Origin of the sequence: Myxococcus vastator (assembly GCF_010894475.1) — a bacterium.
GTDB lineage: Bacteria > Myxococcota > Myxococcia > Myxococcales > Myxococcaceae > Myxococcus > Myxococcus vastator.
Genome location: NZ_JAAIYB010000044.1, coordinates 1 through 17,101, shown reverse-complemented (window position 1 = coordinate 17,101; position 17,101 = coordinate 1). Strand labels below are relative to the sequence as shown.

Here is a 17,101-nt window from a genome sequence, read left to right as displayed (position 1 = left end):
CTGCGCAAGACCGCGGTGGAAGACAGGCGCACCCTCCGTGACGCACGGTTGGACGCGGGAGCCGGATTTCGCGGAGGCACAGGCGCTTCAGCCCTCCGAGCGAAGCACGGTCATCGGGGCACGCGTCCGGCCGGCAGCCAGCTCGCGAGCCGCGCAGCCTGCCGGAGCACCAGCCCCAGCACGTCTTTCGCCGTCGCCACCAGCGCAGCGGATACCGAGTTCCCGTGTGTGCTGGGCCACCGCGTAGGACACGACGACCGCGGGGCTCGCCACCCAGAGGATGGCGGTCTCTTCGAGGGTTCGGCGGACCCCGGCGCTGAGCGCGCGGCTCTGTTCCCGGTCGTCCGGCTTCAGGCGCGACAGTCGTTCGAGCCGTTCGTCGACCGACGGTGCTTCCGTCATGAATCGCTGGAAGGCGTCTGTCGTCACGCAAAAGCCCGGCACATCCTCTTCACCGGGAGGACTCCCAGGCCCAGGCCACATGTCCGTCCGGACGCACGAGCAGTCCGTCCACGCCGTGCAGGGGACTGGTGTCAGCGGAAGTCTCCACGGCCAGGACCTTCAGGCGGGGGCTCCAGCCCGGCGTGGGCTCCCATCCGGAAGGCGGCGCGGCGTCGTGCCTGGCATGGAGCCACAGCCACCGGCCGGCATGGAGGGCGGAGTAGAGCGAGCACGGGCCTCCGTCGGCGAGCCGCAGCGTCCAGTCGGGGAGCCTGCGTCCCGTCCATCCTGGCAGGACCGGCGAAGCGGGCGCGGGGACAGGGGCGTCCGGGTAGGTCACATCCAGGCCGCCGAGCTGCTCGGCGAGCCGCTGGTTGATGGCGGGCAGGCGCAGCAGACCGTTCATCAGCTCCCGCAGCGCGAGGACCTCCGGGGTGAAACCCATGAGCGCCGACTGGGCCTGCGTGTTGCTCAGCAGGGCCCGGCCCACGGGGTGCCGCTCCTGGTGGTAGCTGTCCAGCAGCGTTCGCGGCGCGCCCTCGCGCAGCACGGCGGCGAGCTTCCAGCCCAGGTTCATCGCGTCCTGGAGGCCGACGTTGAGCCCCTGGCCTCCGGCCGGGTAGTGCATGTGCGCAGCGTCTCCGGCGAGCAGCACGTGCTCCCTGCGGTAGTGCTCCACCAGGCGTGTCCCATCGCCGAAGCGTGAGAGCCACCGAGGCTCCCTCATGCCGAAGTCGGAGCCGGCCACGCGCGTGAGGCTCGCGCGCAGCTCGTCCAGCGTCAGGGGCTCGCGCGGCGGGGTGCGCTCGCGCTCCGCGTCCGTGACGATGGCGCGGTGCACCCCATCCCCCAGGGGCACGATGGCGGCGTTGCCGCGTGGGTTGTTGAGCGCGAGGAACGGCGTGGCCGGAGGCAGGTCCAGCGTGACGTCGCCCAGCATCGACGTGCGGGCGGCCTCCGTCCCTGGAAAGGCGATGCCCGCCAGCTGCCGCACGGCGCTGCGCGCGCCATCCGCGCCCACGCCATATCGGGCCCGGCAGCGGAAAGGGACGCCCTTCGCGCGCCCAGCCAGGTCCACGCCCGCTTCATCCTGGCGCAGGGACTCCACGACGTGGCCCCTCCGGATGTCCACGCCCAGCCCCCTCGCGTGCTCCGCCAGCAAGGCCTCGGTGATGGCCTGGGGCAGGAACAGCGTGTAGCGGAACGTCGTGTCGAGCCCGGAGAAGTCCAGCCGGGTATCGAGCAGGCCGAAGTGGCCCGTGGGCAGGGGTCGCCCGCGCTCGAGGAAGCGCGCCTCCATGCCCCGCAGCGCGAGCACCTCCAGGGAGCGCGGATGCATCGTCAGGGCACGCGACTCCCGCACCGGTTCCTCGCGCCGTTCGAGGACGCACACCTTCACGCCCGCCAGCGCCAGCTCGCACGCCAGCATCAGCCCGGTGGGGCCACTTCCGACGACCGCCACTTCGACGACCTGCTCCATGACTCGCCTCCCCGGCTGGAATCTAACGTTGTTAGATTTCATCTAACGACGTTAGATTGGGGCGTCAAGACGAGGTGCCGAGGTCGCATGCGAATCCAGAAGGAGCAGGTGGTCCGGGCGGCGTGGACGTTGGTGGATGAGGTGGGCGTGGAAGGGCTGACGATGCGCGCGTTGGCGCAGGCGCTCGCCATCCAGGCGCCGTCGCTCTACTGGCACTTCCCGAGCAAGCAGTCGCTGCTGGAGACGATGGCGGACGCGCTGCTGGAGGACGTGGGGCTCGAGCGTCCGCCGGGGCGGGGCTGGGAGGCGGTGGTGAAGGACGTGGCGGGGCAACTGCGGCGCGCGTTCCTGAGCCACCGCGACGCGGCCCGCGTGTTCGCCGGGACAGTCGTCGTGTCGCAGAACACGTTCCGTGTCAGCGAATGGCTCATGGAAGCGCTGGCGCAAGCGGGCCTGTCATCCAAGGAGGCGAGCTGGGCCACCTTCACGCTGCTCGACTACGTCCTCGGGTTCACCATCGAGGAGCAGTCTTTCGGTGCGCGAGACGTGGAGGGGCCTCCGGTGGCGGAGCGGATGCGCGCCGTGGCCTCGACGCGCTTTCCTCATGTGGCCCGGGCGGTGGACGCCATGGTCGACCCCGACTTCGACGCGCGCTTCGCGTTCGGCCTGGACCTGTTCCTGGCCGGACTGCGCGTCCGTCGCCCCGCGCGAGCGCGGTGAGCCTCCAGGGCCACGACGTCGCGGCGCAGGGACTTGCGCCCGCGGTGGCGCAGGCGGGCCGCGCTGCCTGAGCAGGATGCGACCACACCCGACACGCCGGACAGCCTCCGGCTCCTCTCACGTGAGGCTGAATGCGGCTCAGCCGCCCACGTTCTGGAAGTAGATGGCCTCCGCCTTGGAGATGTTCATCGAGAGCGCGGTGACGAGGGCCACCAGATTGCCGCCCAGATAGGACAGGCCCATGCCGGCAATCATGGTGACCGCGGCCTCGGGCTGGACCTCCACGATCGCCGTGCTGATGCCGGTGATGACGCCGCCCAGGTTGGAGCAGACGTCGCTGCACCAGGTCGAGTTGCTGGGGGAGCCGATGATGTCGCTGCTGATGGCGGCGACGCCGATGCCGGCATCGAAGCAGGCCTTGATCGTGCCTCGCACCGCGACGGAGGGGATGGGCAGCGCCGTGCAGGCCATTCGCAGGATGCTCGCGACCCAGACGGCGATCCGCAGGTCGTGCGCCATGCCGTCCATGGCGGGGGTTTCGACGGGGTAGGTGAAGGCGGCTGCAATGCCCCCCATGGCGAGGATGGCCACCAGCAGGCACTTGCCGCTCTTGCCCTTCTGCGCGGCCTCCTCCAGGCCGGCTCGCACGAAGCCCATCAGGGATGCGAGCAGGGCGGACACCGACGCGATTCCCGCGCCAATCACCGAATAGCGCTTGGCCGCGGTGCTGGCTTCCTTCCGGCTCGAGCTCTGCGCCGTGTCCAGCCGCATCATGCTCGTCCAGAGGTCCAGCGGCTCAACCTCCCGCTTCTTGCTCTTCGTGTTGCTCCCAGAGGAAGGGAAGGGCGCCTCGCCGTCGTTGGCGATCTTGTAGAGGTAGGTATAGGGGATCGCCACCAGCAGCGACATGAGGTTCACCGCCGTCAGCTCCTCCGCCGCGTTGTCGCCCTGTCCGAGCGCGCTGGTCAGCCAGGTGTAGAAGCCGGAGATGAACGGCATGTTGACCGGCTCGGTCAGCAGCTGCACCACCCACGGCACAAGGTCGAGCAGGTAGTCGACGCAGCCCAGCAGCACGATTTCCAGCGTGTCGATGATGGTCTTCGCCAGGCCCTGCAGGAAGGTGACGATGTTCTCGACCGTCGTCCCCTCACCGGTGAACACGGCCTGCAGGTTCTTCCAGTCCTCCTCGATCGCCTTGACGAGGACGAAGCAGGTGGGAATCAGCACGTCGTCGATGAACTTCTGCACGGGCGCGGGCAGGTCTCCCGCTGGACCGCCGCCCAGGAGCATGCCGCTGTACTGCGTCTGGTAGCTGGCCCAGCTCGCGATGGGCGTGTCGAGGTTGATGCTGGGCTGACTCTGCTGCGTGGCCGCGGCCGCCTGACTGGGGACCATGGACGCGACGCTCGCGGGCACCGTCATGCTCGCGAAGTTCTCGCGGGCGAAGCCCAGCGGTCCGGCGATGATGCTCGCCATCTTCTTCTTGAGCCTGGCTGAGTCCTGCTGCGCCTCCTTGGCCAGCGAGTCCAGGGCGCCGGTGAGCGTCTTCGCGATGACCCGGTGCGTGGCCCAGATGTCGTCCCAGCCGAACAGCTCGCCGAGCCAGCCGATCAGCTTGTCCAGGCCGACCACCAGCGCCTTGAACAGCGCCGTCAGGAAGGCGAACAGTTGCGGGAAGTTCTGGATGACGAACTTGATGACGCGGCCGGCGACGTTGAGGGTGATCTTGATCACCGTCTCCGCCACCTCGAACAGCATGTGGCCAATCTGCCCCACCACGTTGCCGATGAACTGCACCACATCACCGACGGCATCGACGATCCACTCGCCCACGGTTCCGACGACGCCGAACTGGGTCGCCTCGGCGCCCGTGTGGTACCGCATGCCCCGCGGGCCGAAGGACAGGGCGAACACCTGGGGCGGCCGAGCCGTGCGCGCCACGGCCTTGGCCTGGGGCGTGGTGCCGACGACGCTGAGCACCTCGGTGGGGTAGGGCTGCTCCGGCGTGAAGGCCATCATCTGGGCGATGGCGCTGGCGATCTGGTCGGCCGTCACGCCCTGGGGCAGGGTGGGGGGCAGCACGGGGATGTCCGCGCCGGTCCGCACGGCGGCCAGCTTCTTGTAGACGTTGCTGGCGGGGTTGAGCTGCAGCGTGTCCGTGAAGGCGCTGCTGCTCAGCGTGAAGGTGGAGACCGCCAGGTCCTGGATCTGCTGGATGATGTCGAGCTCGCCAGTGACGTTGGTCGCGACCTGCACGCTCGCGCCAGCGTTCACGGTGTATTTCAGGCCGTTGACCAGCAGGCTCTGGTAGCTGGCGCTGGTCAGGGTCAACGGGAGGCGCGCCGCCGGTGCCTGGCCGTTGAGGCGGAAGCTGAGCTTGGTGCTGTAGCTGCTGACCTCCTGCACCTTGTCGCTGTTGTACAGGGGGATGGTCTCCTCCTGCCAGAGCGTGGTGGCCGGGTCCTGCCAGAGATAGTGGATGGCTTTCTGGCTCGCCCAGTCGGTGGTCAGGAACACCAGCTCATTGGCGCGGGTGACGGGATTGATCAGCGGCGCGATGAGCGCGATGTCGGTCTTCAGCACCAGCGGCGTCGTCCAGTGCAGGGCGCCCTGGTATTCGAACTGGCTGAGCAGGTAGAGATTGCTTCCGGAGAGCGTCCAGGCCGCAATCGCGTTGGGCTTGTTGAAGTTCTGCCGGACGACGAGCCCGCCGGCGCTCATGCCCGGCAGCTGGGAGCCCGAGGCGACGGTCTGCGCGGCCGTCCAACCCGTTGCCTTCGAGTCGAGCTGGGCACTGGCATCCCAGAACACGAGACCGGCCGCTCCGCCTGCATAGAGGAAGCTGGTGGTGCCGCTGCCCGCGGTGGTCTGGAGGCTGTTCTGCCCCGCGGGCACGGTCAGCACCCGCACGTAGTCGCGCCCGAACTCGTTGAGCAGCGTCTTGAAGATGAGCTGGGTGCTGCCGTCCTGCCTGGCGTACAGCATGTACAGGCCCTGGCCCAGGTCGGCGATGGCCCCGGGCGCGTAGTCCAGCACCGTCCGGGCGTCGGTGGGCGAAGGGAAGGCGGTCCAGTTCCAGGTGATGGCGCCGGTCGTGGTGTTGACCGTGGCCTGCATCATGTAGGTGAGAACGTCGGTGGTGCGGGGGTCGACCAGGCCCACGGCAAGCATTGGAATGCCGAAGCCCTGGCCGTCGTCCAGCGGGCTGATGCTGGCGCGGTTCACGCTCGAGCCGGGCAGCGGGTTGCCGGCCGGCGTCCACAGCGAGGCCAGCTGCGCCAGGTTTGTCTGCTGCAGGTTGTTCGACAGCGGCCCGGCCACATAGGTGCTCACCGCGCCGGAGGTCGCGTCCTGGCATGCCAGGAACAGGCAGAGGTTGCCGTTGCTCAATTGACCGCTGGCGAAATAGACGGGCTTGCCCAGGGCCGCCACGCCCGGGAGCAGGTCGATCTGGCTCCAGCCCGTGGGGTCGTTGTTGACGTTGACGATGGCATAGAAATCCCCGCTGTCGGCTCCGAAGGAGAAGACGATGGGGGCGCCGTTGGAGTCGCAGGCGGCGGTGACCTGGTCGCCGGGCGCGATGGGCAGCGCCGGCAGGTAGTTCTTCATCAGCGAGCCGCTGGCGCTGACGGTCAGCGACGGGTTGTTCGGCAGCGTGCTGGGGATGACGACGCTGGTGGTGGACGAATGAGGTGTCGTGGTCATGTTGAGGGAGCTCTCCGTCAGACGCTGTAGGTGACGTCCATCTGCAGATCCAACGTGTCGTTGAACCGCGGCGCGTTCAGCAGGAACACGTCACCGGTGGGCGAGATGAAGTTGCTGGTGGCGCTGCCGGTCAGGTCCTTGTTCAATTGGGCGCTGAGCTGGTTGAACGCGTTGCCGATGTTCGAATGCACCGTCTTGGTCATGTAGGACGCCGGGTTGAGCATCTGCATCAGCGTGGGCGTGGGGAACAGCAGGCTGATGGCCGCCAACGCGGCCTCGATGACGAAGGAGCTCAGGCCCGCCTCCCAGTTGTTCGACTCAATGGGTCCGTTCACCGGCTCGCTGAAGGTGGCCTGGGACTGGTTCACCACCAGGTCGTAGCCGTTCCCGCCCACCGCCAGGGTCAGGACCTGAGAGAAGGTGGAGGAGCAGGTCACGCTCCAGACGATGGGGATTTCAATGCTGAAGACCTCCAGCGTGGCCGAGAGCTGCTGGGTGATGGACAGCGAGCCTGTGACGTTGACCGTGTTTCCGCTGACCGCGATGGTGTAGTTCGGGCTCTCCTTCTGCGTCACCACCTGGTAGGTGCCTGTCTTCAGCCAGTTGTCCGGTGGCGGCGTGCTGCTGACCGTCCAGGAATAGGTGGTCTGATAGGTGAAGTTCGTCCCGCTCTGCCGCCAGGAGGGGGTGGGCGCGTGCTCCGAGGTGAGCGCCACCACCAGGGGGTTGAAGAGCTCCGGGGTGAAGAACGTCGCCTCGGAGAACAGCAGCTCGCCCGAATAGTTGTTGGTGGTGACGAAGTTCGTGCCCACGCTGGGCGCTGGCTGGTTGGGATTGGTGTTGCCGCCGCCCATCACCTGGTAGTTCAGGACGGACAGGCCGCTGTCGGCGGTGTTGAGGAGGCTGGAGAAGCCGACCGAGGTGGGCACCAGGATGGGGGTGCTGCTGGGGGCGGTCTGCGCCGGGTTGGTGGACGTGGCCGTGACGCCGATGATGTACGGCGTGGAGGCGGGGTTGCCGTCGTAGTTTGACCCCACGCCGAAGGCGTATTGCAGCGCGATGCTCACCTCAGTGAGGAAGCCCGGATCCTCTTCCAGCTGCGCCAGGGTGGTGGTGGAGATGGAGAACGTGTTGCTCGCAGTGTTGACGGACGCACCCGTCACCGAGGTGCTGCTGGGCGGTGCGGTCGTGCTCCACTGTGTGAAGTCGGTGGTGTCGAAGTTCAGGAACAACTGCTGCAAGGAGAAGTACGCGCTGTCGAAGCCGTTGCCGCTGATGGTGTCCAGCACCTGCGGCGGCATGATGCCTTCGTTGACCAGGTCGGTGATGCCTTGCGGCGTGGTGGGAATGAGGTCCAGCTTCACCGTGAAGCGCAGCGGCAGGCCGGTCAGGTCCACCAGGGTGGGGTAGGCGCCGCCCGACATGTAGAACAGCGTCGGCACCAGGTAGTTGGTATAGGTCGTGGTGGTGCCCACGGTGACAGACGTTCTCTGTAGCCAGTAGTACACTGTCTGGTTTGACGATGTCTGGGAGGAGCCGTTGCTTTCGTATTCAACGTCCTCCTGGTTCACCAGCAGGCCGTACTGCGAGTTGTTGGGGCCCGGCTGTGGGTGGGCGAACGCGGCGTCCACCTGGTCCTGGGTGAAGCCGAGCTGGTCCATGACGGTCTGCGTGAGTTGCTGGCTCTGCAGGGCGAATTGGAACAGGCACTGCTGGGAGCTGTCGCCGGAGGCCAGGATGACCATCGGCTGCGCCACGGTGGGCTGCGCGACGTAGCCCCGCAGGTAGGAGGTCAAGGTCATCGCTCCACCGCCGAAGGCGCCGCCAGCGGCGGCCATGCCGTTGGTCTTCAGCAGGGAGTCGATGTAGCCCTGTTGCATCAACCGGGAGAACTGGGAGTTGATTTCATTCTGGGTGACCTGCAAAACCATGTCGTAGCCAAAGAGCGCGTCGCCCATCCGTTCCCTCCAAGAATGAGGCGGCAGTCGGGGGACTGCCGGCCTGGAAAACAGTCGACGTTGTCGTTCACACGTCCGTCACGGCGGCTCGGCCGCCATGTTTCAAAACGTGTTTCTGGACCGTGAGGACAACGCGGACCGGCGCCATGGCCGCCGAAGCGGCCTGGCGCGTCACTGTTGGGTTAGCAACTTCAGGGCCAGGGGCGTGCGGGGTTGCATCCCACCAGAGTCCCGTTCGGACGCGCGCGGCATGTCCCTTCCTGCGTCCTCCGGGGACGCGGGCTGCGTCGCGCCGAACGCATGACGGTGCGGCACGAGCGGCTCGGCTGCTGTCCCCAGCAGTCCGCTGTCAGTCTGGAGGCGAGGCCCGCGGAGTTCCGCGCATGCGCGGCGGTGCTCCTCGCCGTGAGGCCGCCCGTGGCCCTGCCTTGCCGTGGAGGGAGAAGCGCTCGCGGAGCAGCTGGATGAAGTGGGTCAGTGGAGCGGGGCGCTGGCGGGATGCGCGGGTGACGGCGCTCCAGCGGCGTCGGATCCCCCGAGGGGTGAGCCGGACGGTCCGCAGTCCGTGGCGCCCTTCTGGCAGCATCCATTCGGGCAGCGCCGTCACGCCGATACCGCCACGCACCAGCTCGATCAGCGCCTCGGTGAGGGGGACGGGGGAGACCCGGTGCGGCTCGGTGCCCGCGGGCCAGAGCACGCGCGTGAAGACATCGAGCTGCTCCCGAGGCGCGGCATAGGTGAGCAGGTGCTCCCGCGCCAGGTCCTCCGCCGTGACATGTCCCCGCCGCGCCAGCGCGTGGTGCTCGGGGACCACCAGCATGAGCTCGTCCTCGAAGAGCGCGGTCTGTGCCAGGCGGGCCTGCCGCGGGACGTCGGTGGTCAAGGCGAGGTCCAGCTCGCCATTCAGCAGCGCCCCAAGCGGCTGACGCGTGGCCTCCAGGACGATGCGCAGCTCGACGCGTGGGTGCTCGGCCTGCCACCGCCCCAGGATGGGCGGCAGCCAGCCATACACCGTGTAGCAGCCCGTGCTGAGCCGGAGCAGGTCGTCCTGCGGGTGCGCGCGGCATACCGCCTCGGCCTGGGTCACCTCGCTCAGGACCCGCCGTGCGGAGAGGAGCAGCTTCTCGCCTGAGCCCGTCAGCAACAGGCGGCGCTGGCGGCGCTGGAAGAGCTGCACGCCCAGGCGCTCCTCGGCGTCGCGGAGTTGGTGGCTCAGTGCCGACGACGTGAGGTGAAGCTGCCGGCTCGCAGCGGCCAGGCTCCCCGTGTCAGCGACCGCGGCAATCAGCTTGAAGTGACGGAGCTCGAGCATGCCGGTCAGCTTCACATGAGCCTGGTTCAGCATCATCGTGAAATCGTTTCGCTGCGCTCATGGAGCGGGGGCCCTTACCGTTGGCGTCCCCATGCCAGGAGGGCGGACGGATGCCCCATACAGACAGCTTCCCGAGAACGCAGCGCCCTGTCGTACCCCCATGGTCGTCGGTGCGAATCGACGACGTTGAGCCGGTCGTCGTCGGCCCCGGCTGCCTTCGGAGGGACTTGCCGAGTACTCGTGACGTGAGGGTCTGGGTCGTGGACATGGCCCCCGGGAGTCAGTGGCCCTTTGTGGACGTCCACGACACCGGCGAGGAGGTCCTCGTGGTGAGCGGTGAGCTCATCGAGGGGGAGCAGCGCTTGGGACCGGGTTCGTACCTGTTCTTCCCACCGGCAAGCCGTCATCAGCCGCGGACCGAGACCGGCGTGCGCCTCTTCGGCATCAACCTCGTGGCCTCCCCGGGGGCTCGGTGAGCCAGGAACCCTCGAACACGGAGGGACGGGGCATGTTGGCTCGGCCCTCGCGGCCGGGCCGTCGGGACTTCCTGCGTGCGGCGGTGGCGCTCTCCGCGGGCGCGGTCCTGCTCCCCCCTGGGACGGGCCGCGCGACGAAGCCTGTCGACAGCGCCGCGCTTCGCGCCCAGCGGTTGGCCTGGGCCGGCGTGCGGCTGCGGCTCGGACAGGACACGCTCTTCCTGGACCCGTTGAGCGACCCCACCGTGTGGGGAGCCGCGCTGAAGGACCCGCTCGTCCCGATGGACGTGAGCGGCGGGGGCCGCTTCGTCCTGGTGACGCATCGCCATTCCGACCACTTCGACCCGGTGGCCGTCCGCCAGGCGCTGGGGGACACCGGGACGCTGGTGTGCGCCCCGGACATGGCCGCGTCGGCCGCCGCGTCGGGCTTCCGCGTGCGGCCGGCGCCGCTCTACGAGCCCATCCTGCTCAATGACTTCACCGCCACCGCCGTCCCCGCGGCGGACGGCTATGGGGACCCCCAGGTTTCGTGGATTGTCTCTGGCGGAGGCCGCCGCGTCATCCACTGCGGCGACACGCTATGGCACGGGTCCTGGTGGCGCATCGGGCGTCAGTTCGGCCCCTTCGATGCGGCCTTCCTGCCCATCAATGGGGCGCGCTTCGGCTGGCGCAAGCCCGTGAGTGACGTGCATGCCGTCCTGACGCCCGAGCAGGCGGTGGCCGCGGCCGTGGTGTTGGGAGCAAAGCTCCTCGTGCCCATCCACTACGGCGTCGCCGCCTCCGAGGACTACCAGGAGGTTCCAGACGCGGAGGCGCTGCTGCTGGCCGCCGCGCGCAAGCGGAAGGTGAGCGTGGAGCTGGCACGCCCGGGGGAGTGGCTGACCTGGCGGGCCCGGACCTGACAGCGGGGCGGGTTCTCCAGCGAAGATGCCGGGAGTTCGCGCGTGCGGCGGAGGGGCGCCGCCTTTGGCCTGATGCTTGTTGAAAGTGGTTGGCGCCCGGTCAGTCTGGTTCATTCAGCGAGCGCGTCCTGTGCAGGAGGCCTGGATGGTGAGTTGCCTCCGTCAAAGCGGACACGTTCAACGGGGTGAAATCACGAGGTTGGACTCGATGGGCTCGTGCGCGTCTTGCTCACGCAGGGGACTTGCGCGGCGGCTATTCTGCGTTACTATGTACCGGTAGATAGTAACGCTGATTAGTTCGAGGAGCGATTCGTGGGCAAGCAGATGACGGAGATGCTCAAGGGCACGCTGGAGGGCATCGTCCTGGCGCTCCTGTCCGTGCAGCCGGAGTACGGCTACGAAATCACGGCGCGGTTGCGGGAGATGGGCTTCTCCGACATCGCCGAGGGCACCGTCTATGCGCTGCTCGTCAGGGTCGAGCAGCGCGGCCTGGTCGGCGTGGAGAAGGTCCCGTCCGAGAAGGGGCCGCCGCGCAAGGTGTACTCGCTCAACGCGCAGGGGCGGGAATACCTCGAAGAGTTCTGGAGGACCTGGAGCTTCCTCGCTGAACGGCTCCAACAGCTCCACGACGGAGGCAGATGACATGTTCGTCTCAAAGTTTATCTCGAAGGTGATCGGCGAGAAGGGGCAATGGCGGCAGTACAAGGCGCGCACGAAACAACTTCCCGCGAGCTATCGCACGGCGGTCGAAGCGCTGGAGCGGTACCTGATGTACTTCGGAACGGGAGGCGACGGGACTGAGATCTACGCGGACCTCGTCGACCTGTTCGAACAAAGCGCGGCGAACCGGACTCCGATTCGCCAGATTGTCGGGGAAGACCCCGTGGAGTTCATCGAGACGTTCGTCCGGAACTACCCGAGGGGGCAGTGGATCATCCGGGAGCGCGAACGGCTGACCAACGCTCTTGAGCGCGCCGCCGAAGAAGAAGCGAAGGGCGGTTGATGACACCCTCAATGCGTTTCAGATCCTCTAGAAAAGGAAGTGAAACATGTTGGAAACGACAAGCGGAACCGTGGTGCGGGGTCACGTCGAGGATGGCTGGGGGAGAGTGGCCGATGTCTTCCGTGCGAACTTCAAAGGGACTCCCGGCGAGGTCGGCGCGGCGTGCTGTGTCTACGTGGACGGCCGTCCCGTCGTCGACCTGTGGGGCGGCCTCGCCGAGCGCGAGGCGAACCGTCCGTGGAACGAGGACACCATCGCGTTGGTCGCATCCACGACCAAAGGCGCTACCGCGATCTGCGCCCATCTGCTGGCACAGCGCGGCGAGCTCGATCTGGACGCCCCGGTGGTCAAGTACTGGCCGGAGTTCGGCGCTGCCGGCAAGGAGCAGCTCCCGGTGCGCTGGCTGCTCTCACACCAGGCCGGGCTGCCGGTCGTTGACGGTCCGCTGACCTTCGAGGACGCCTGCGCCTGGCATCCGGTCATCCGGGCGCTCGAGGCGCAGAAGCCGGAGTGGCAGCCGGGCACCGAGCACGTCTACCACAGCGTGACCTTCGGGTTCCTGGTCGGGGAGCTCGTGCGGCGAATCACCGGCAAGTCGCTCGGCACCTTCTTCGCCGATGAGGTCGCGGCCCCGCTTGGGCTGAGCGCCTGGATCGGGCTGCCCGAGGAGCAGGAGGGGCGGGTGGCGCGGATCGAGTACGCCGCTCCGTTCACGTTGGAGGAGATGACCGCCGGGATGATCGAGACCACCGGCCTCGATAGGGACACGGTCATCGCCTGGATGAACGCCGTGTGGGGCCCGGACTCCGTGCAAGCCCGCGCCGGCCAGCTCGGCGGTGCCTTCGATCACGCCAGCGGCTACATGAACACGCGTGCCTTCCGCGCTGCTGAGTTCCCCTTCGGGAACATGTTCTCGGACGCGCGCTCGCTGGCGCGGATGTATGCGGCCACGGTGAGCAATGTCGACGGCGTGCGGCTGCTCAATCCGGAGACGGTCGAGAAGATGACCGTCGTCCACACCGACAAGACGAGGATGAACGGGCTGCCGCCAGGACTGGACGTTCCGGCCAACCGCTCCTTCTACATGTCGCTCGGGTTCTGGCGCGCCTGCCCGCCGATGCCCCTTGTCGGGCCCGGGTCATTCGGCCACCCTGGCTCCGGCGGCTCGGTCGGCTTCGCCGACCCCGATGCCGGTGTCGGCTTCGGCTACCTCATGAACCTCTGGTCATTCCGGATCGGCGAACCGCGAGCGTCGAACCTGGCCGCGGCGGTCGCGGCCTGCCTCGGGGCTCGCCGTTGAGGCGCTGCTCGACTCGCGCGTCTTGACGCGCTGCCTGCCGCGGCCTCGACGTACCGAGGAGACCCCCTCGGTTGATTTCACCGAGGGGCTTCCCCGCTTCCCCTTCATTCCGCCTCGATGTCTACACACTTGCAGGGACACGGCCCTCACCCAGCAATCCAGGCTGAATTCGCCTAACGCAGTGCGCCCGATTCCTTCGATATTTTTGCTCAATTTGATGGTACTGAAAAATCGGAAAGATCCGTTCAAAAGCGAATAGTCCGTGTTATCGTGTGCCTGGGGAACACGCGCATCATCAGGGGCTGATGTCGATGGATACAGGGGGGCAGGAGTTGCAAGGCATTGCCTTGATTGGCATGGCTGGGCGCTATCCGGGGGCAGAGAGCGCTCGCGAGTTCTGGGAGAACCTCATCGGTGGTGTCGAATCCATCTCACGGTTTCGTGATGATGAGCTGCTGGCCGCGGGGGTGTCGGCGGAGGCGCTGCGCAACCCGGGCTACGTGCGCGCCAAGGGCGTCATCGCGGACGCGGACTGCTTCGACGCGGGCTTCTTCGACTTCAGTCCCAGGGAGGCGCAGCTGCTGGACCCCCAGCAGCGGGTGTTCCTCGAGAGCGCGTGGGGAGCGTTCGAGGACGCGGGCTATGACCCGGCGCGGCTGACGGGGATGCCGGTGGGCGTCTTCGGGGGCATGGGGCTCAACAGCTACCTCTATACACACCTGGCGCGGCCGGGTGTCCCGGTGCCGCTCGAGGAGTTCTTCGCGGCCTTCATCTCCAACGACAAGGACTTCCTGTCCACGCGGGTCTCCTACAAGTTGAACCTCCGGGGCCCGAGCCTGACGGTGCAGACGGCGTGCTCGACGTCGCTCGTCGCGGTGCACCTGGCCTGTCAGAGCCTCTTGAGCTTCGAGTCGGACCTGGCGCTCGCGGGCGGCGCGGCCATCACGCTGCCGCTGCGCACCGGCTACCTGCACAACCCGAACTTCATCCTGTCGCGCGACGGCTCCACCCGGACGTTCGACGCGAAGGCGGGCGGCACCGTCTTCAGTCATGGCGTGGGGGCGGTGGTGCTCAAGCGGCTGGAAGACGCCGTGAGGGACCGGGACGCCATCTACGCGGTCATCAAGGGCAGCGCCGTCAACAACGATGGGGCCTCGAAGGTGGGCTTCACCGCGCCGAGCGTGGACTCGCAGGCGGAGGTGATTCGCGCGGCGTACACGGTGGCGGACGTGGACCCCGCGAGCGTCGCGTACGTGGAGGCGCACGGCACCGCCACGCCCATGGGGGACCCCATCGAGGTCGCCGCGCTGACGCGGGCCTTCGACTCCGGGACGCGTCGCCCGACGCCGTGCCTGCTGGGCTCGGTGAAGTCGAACCTGGGGCACACGGACGCCGCGGCCGGCGTCGCCGGGCTGATGAAGGTGGCGCTCGCGCTGCGTCATGGCGCCATCCCCCCGTCGCTGCACTTCGAGGCGCCCAACCCGCACCTGGACCTGGAGTCGGGCCACTTCCGCGTCATCACCGCGCCCACGCCCTGGCCGGACCTGGGGGCGCCTCGGCGCGCCGGGGTGAGCGCGTTCGGCATCGGAGGCACCAACGCGCACGTCGTGCTGGAGGAGGCGCCCGCGCCCAAGCCCGTGCCGCCGAGCGGCCGCGAGCAGCTCCTGGTGCTGTCCGCGCGCAGCCCCCAGGCGCTCGAGCGCGTCCGGAGCCGGCTGGCCGAGCACCTGCGCCGTGAGCCCTCCGTGGACCTGGGGGACGCGGCCTTCACGCTGGCGCTGGGCCGCAAGGCCCTGCCGTTCCGCGCCTCGCTGGTCGCCTCGGACGCGGCCGAGGCGGCGCGGGCGCTGGAGGCCGGCCCGTCGGCGGAGCCCGTGGCGGCCGGGCGGACGCCGGTGGCGTTCCTGTTCCCCGGGCAGGGCTCGCAGTACCCGGCCATGGGCCGCGGGCTGTACGAGGCGGAGCCGGAGTACCGCGACACGGTGGACCGGTGCGCGGCGCTGCTGCGGCCGCACCTGGGCTTGGACTTGCGGGAGGTCCTCCACGCGGACGCGAGCGACGCGGCGATGGCGCGGCTGGAGCGCACGGAGCTGACCCAGCCGGCGCTCTTCGTCGTCGAGTACGCGCTGGCGCGGCTGCTCATGTCGCGGGGCGTGGAGCCCTCGGCGATGCTCGGCCACAGCGTGGGGGAGTGGGTGGCCGCGTGCCTCGCGGGCGTCTTCCCCTTGGAGGACGGGCTGCGGCTCATCGCCCAGCGCGGCAAGCTGATGCAGGCGCTGCCGCCGGGGAAGATGCTCTCGGTGCCCCTGCCGCGCGACGAGGTGCGCCGCCTGTTGAGCGCGCGGCTGTCGCTGGCCGCGGTGAATGGGCCGGCCTCCTGTGTCGTGGCGGGGCACCCCGAGGCGGTGGAGGCGCTGGCGGCCTCGCTCGCGGAGCGGGGCGTTGCTGCCCGGATGCTGCGCACCTCGCACGCGTTCCACTCGTACATGGTGGATGACGCCCTGGCGGCGTTCCGCCAGGTGGTCGAGCAGGTCTCCCTGTCCGCGCCTCGCATCCCGTTCGTCTCCAACCTCACGGGCCGCTTCATCACCCCCGAGGAGGCCACCTCCCCCGACTACTGGGTGCGCCACATGCGCGAGGCGGTGGAGTTCGCCCGGGGCGTGGGCACGCTCCTGCGCGAGGAGCGCGCGCTGCTCGAGGTGGGGCCGGGCAACGGCCTGGGCGCGCTGGCGCGGATGCTCCCCGAGAAGGGCGCGACGGCCACCGTCCTGTCGACGATGCGCCACCCGAAGGCCACCGTCCACGATGGCCGGGTGCTGCTGGAGACGCTGGGGCGGCTGTGGGAGGCGGGCGGCGCGCTGGACCTCTCCGCGCTCTGGCGCGGCGAGCCCCGCGGACGCGTCCACCTGCCGACCTACCCCTTCGAGCGGCAGCGCCACTGGGTGGACGCGCCCGCGGAGGGCCCCGCCGTCCCGCGCGACGCGCAGGAGGGGTTGTTCCACGCCACGACGTGGACCGCGCTGCCGCGGCCCACGCCGCGCCGTCCCGCCGAGGGGGAGCGGTGGCTCCTGTTCCTGGGCGACTCGCGGCTGGCGCGCGCGACCTTCGCCGGGCTGGGGCTGGCGGCCTCCCACGCCACGCGCGTGGTGCCGGCCAAGGCCTTCGAGCGGCGCGAGGACGGGCTGTACGGCCTGCGCCCTGGCAGCCTCGAGGACCACCAGCGGCTGGTGCGGGAGCTGGCGGCGGCGGGGCGGCTCCCGGACCGCGTGGTGCATGCCTGGAGCGTGACGGGGCCCTCGGACGCGCCGCTCTCGTCCGAGACGCTCGGGCACGCGCAGGCGCTGGGGTTCTACAGCCTGCTGTGGCTGGCGCAGGCGCTGGGTGAGCACGGCGGTGGCCGGCCCGTGTCGATGGTGGCGGTGGCGGATGGTGTCCACGCCGTCAGCGAGGGCGAGCACGTCCGCCCGGAGAAGGCGACGCTGCTGGGGGTCTGTCGCGGCATCGCGCTGGAGGCGCCGGGCCTGACGTGCCGGCTGGTGGACGTGGCCGCGGAGGGGCCGGAGTCCCTGGCGCGCGCGCTGGTGGAGGAGCTGCGCGCCGAGGAGAACGCGGGCGTGGTGGCGCTTCGCGGGACGCGCCGGTGGGGGCCCCAAATCTCCCCCGTGGCGTTGCCGGGCGAGGGCGGCCTGCCGGGGCGCACCTGGCTCATCACCGGCGGCCTGGGGGGACTGGGGCTCGTCTTCGCGGAGCACCTCGCGCGCACGCGCCAGGCGCGGCTGGTGCTGCTGGGGCGCTCGGTGCCCC

The 17,101-nt window shown here is 69.0% G+C and carries 12 protein-coding genes; 7 read left to right on the top strand and 5 right to left on the bottom strand.

Annotated features, from left to right (window positions below):
- Positions 1–87 precede the first annotated feature (87 nt).
- Together G4D87_RS07150 and G4D87_RS07145 are read right to left on the bottom strand one after the other, a co-directional pair.
- Positions 88–402 (bottom strand): hypothetical protein, encoded by a 315-nt coding sequence (locus G4D87_RS07150; protein ID WP_163780234.1) that lies wholly within the window; start codon positions 400–402, stop codon positions 88–90.
- Positions 403–451: 49 nt separating this feature from the next.
- A complete protein-coding gene (locus tag G4D87_RS07145) occupies positions 452–1,921 on the bottom strand; it encodes an FAD-dependent monooxygenase (protein ID WP_163780256.1) in 1,470 nt (489 codons plus the stop codon).
- 87 nt (positions 1,922–2,008) lie between these two features.
- On the opposite strand from G4D87_RS07145, the gene G4D87_RS07140 reads away from it, so the two are divergent.
- Positions 2,009–2,641 carry a TetR/AcrR family transcriptional regulator C-terminal domain-containing protein gene (locus G4D87_RS07140; protein WP_163780254.1) on the top strand — a complete coding sequence of 211 codons (633 nt, stop codon included), beginning with the start codon at positions 2,009–2,011 and terminating at the stop codon, positions 2,639–2,641.
- Between the two features lie 138 nt (positions 2,642–2,779).
- Here the strand turns inward: G4D87_RS07140 and G4D87_RS07135 are convergent, their stop codons facing one another.
- From G4D87_RS07135 to G4D87_RS07125, 3 genes are all read right to left on the bottom strand, one after another.
- The gene (locus tag G4D87_RS07135; RefSeq protein WP_163780252.1) at positions 2,780–6,346 is read right to left on the bottom strand and encodes a M24 family metallopeptidase; all 3,567 of its coding nucleotides are present in this window, start codon (positions 6,344–6,346) and stop codon (positions 2,780–2,782) included.
- 17 nt (positions 6,347–6,363) lie between these two features.
- Positions 6,364–8,304: a hypothetical protein gene (locus G4D87_RS07130; RefSeq protein WP_163780250.1), complete on the bottom strand. Its 1,941-nt coding sequence runs from the start codon at positions 8,302–8,304 to the stop codon at positions 6,364–6,366.
- Between the two features lie 349 nt (positions 8,305–8,653).
- On the bottom strand, positions 8,654–9,616 hold the full coding sequence (locus tag G4D87_RS07125; RefSeq protein ID WP_240358072.1) for a LysR substrate-binding domain-containing protein: 963 nt from the start codon (positions 9,614–9,616) through the stop codon (positions 8,654–8,656).
- A gap of 59 nt (positions 9,617–9,675) precedes the next feature.
- On the opposite strand from G4D87_RS07125, the gene G4D87_RS40200 reads away from it, so the two are divergent.
- From G4D87_RS40200 to G4D87_RS07095, 6 genes are all read left to right on the top strand, one after another.
- Positions 9,676–10,092 carry a cupin domain-containing protein gene (locus tag G4D87_RS40200; RefSeq protein ID WP_163780246.1) on the top strand — a complete coding sequence of 139 codons (417 nt, stop codon included), beginning with the start codon at positions 9,676–9,678 and terminating at the stop codon, positions 10,090–10,092.
- A 32-nt stretch (positions 10,093–10,124) separates the two neighbouring features.
- Complete coding sequence (locus G4D87_RS07115) at positions 10,125–10,994, top strand: MBL fold metallo-hydrolase (protein ID WP_163780244.1); 870 nt, start codon at positions 10,125–10,127, stop codon at positions 10,992–10,994.
- 312 nt (positions 10,995–11,306) lie between these two features.
- Entirely contained in the window at positions 11,307–11,636 is a 330-nt protein-coding gene (locus tag G4D87_RS07110; protein ID WP_163780242.1) for a PadR family transcriptional regulator, read from the top strand.
- A 1-nt stretch (position 11,637) separates the two neighbouring features.
- Entirely contained in the window at positions 11,638–11,997 is a 360-nt protein-coding gene (locus G4D87_RS07105) for a DUF1048 domain-containing protein (RefSeq protein ID WP_163780240.1), read from the top strand.
- A 46-nt stretch (positions 11,998–12,043) separates the two neighbouring features.
- Complete coding sequence (locus tag G4D87_RS07100) at positions 12,044–13,297, top strand: serine hydrolase domain-containing protein (RefSeq protein ID WP_163780238.1); 1,254 nt, start codon at positions 12,044–12,046, stop codon at positions 13,295–13,297.
- Between the two features lie 356 nt (positions 13,298–13,653).
- Positions 13,654–17,101 (top strand): type I polyketide synthase (locus tag G4D87_RS07095; RefSeq protein ID WP_240358077.1); only part of this gene is annotated, 3,448 nt, incomplete at its 3' end.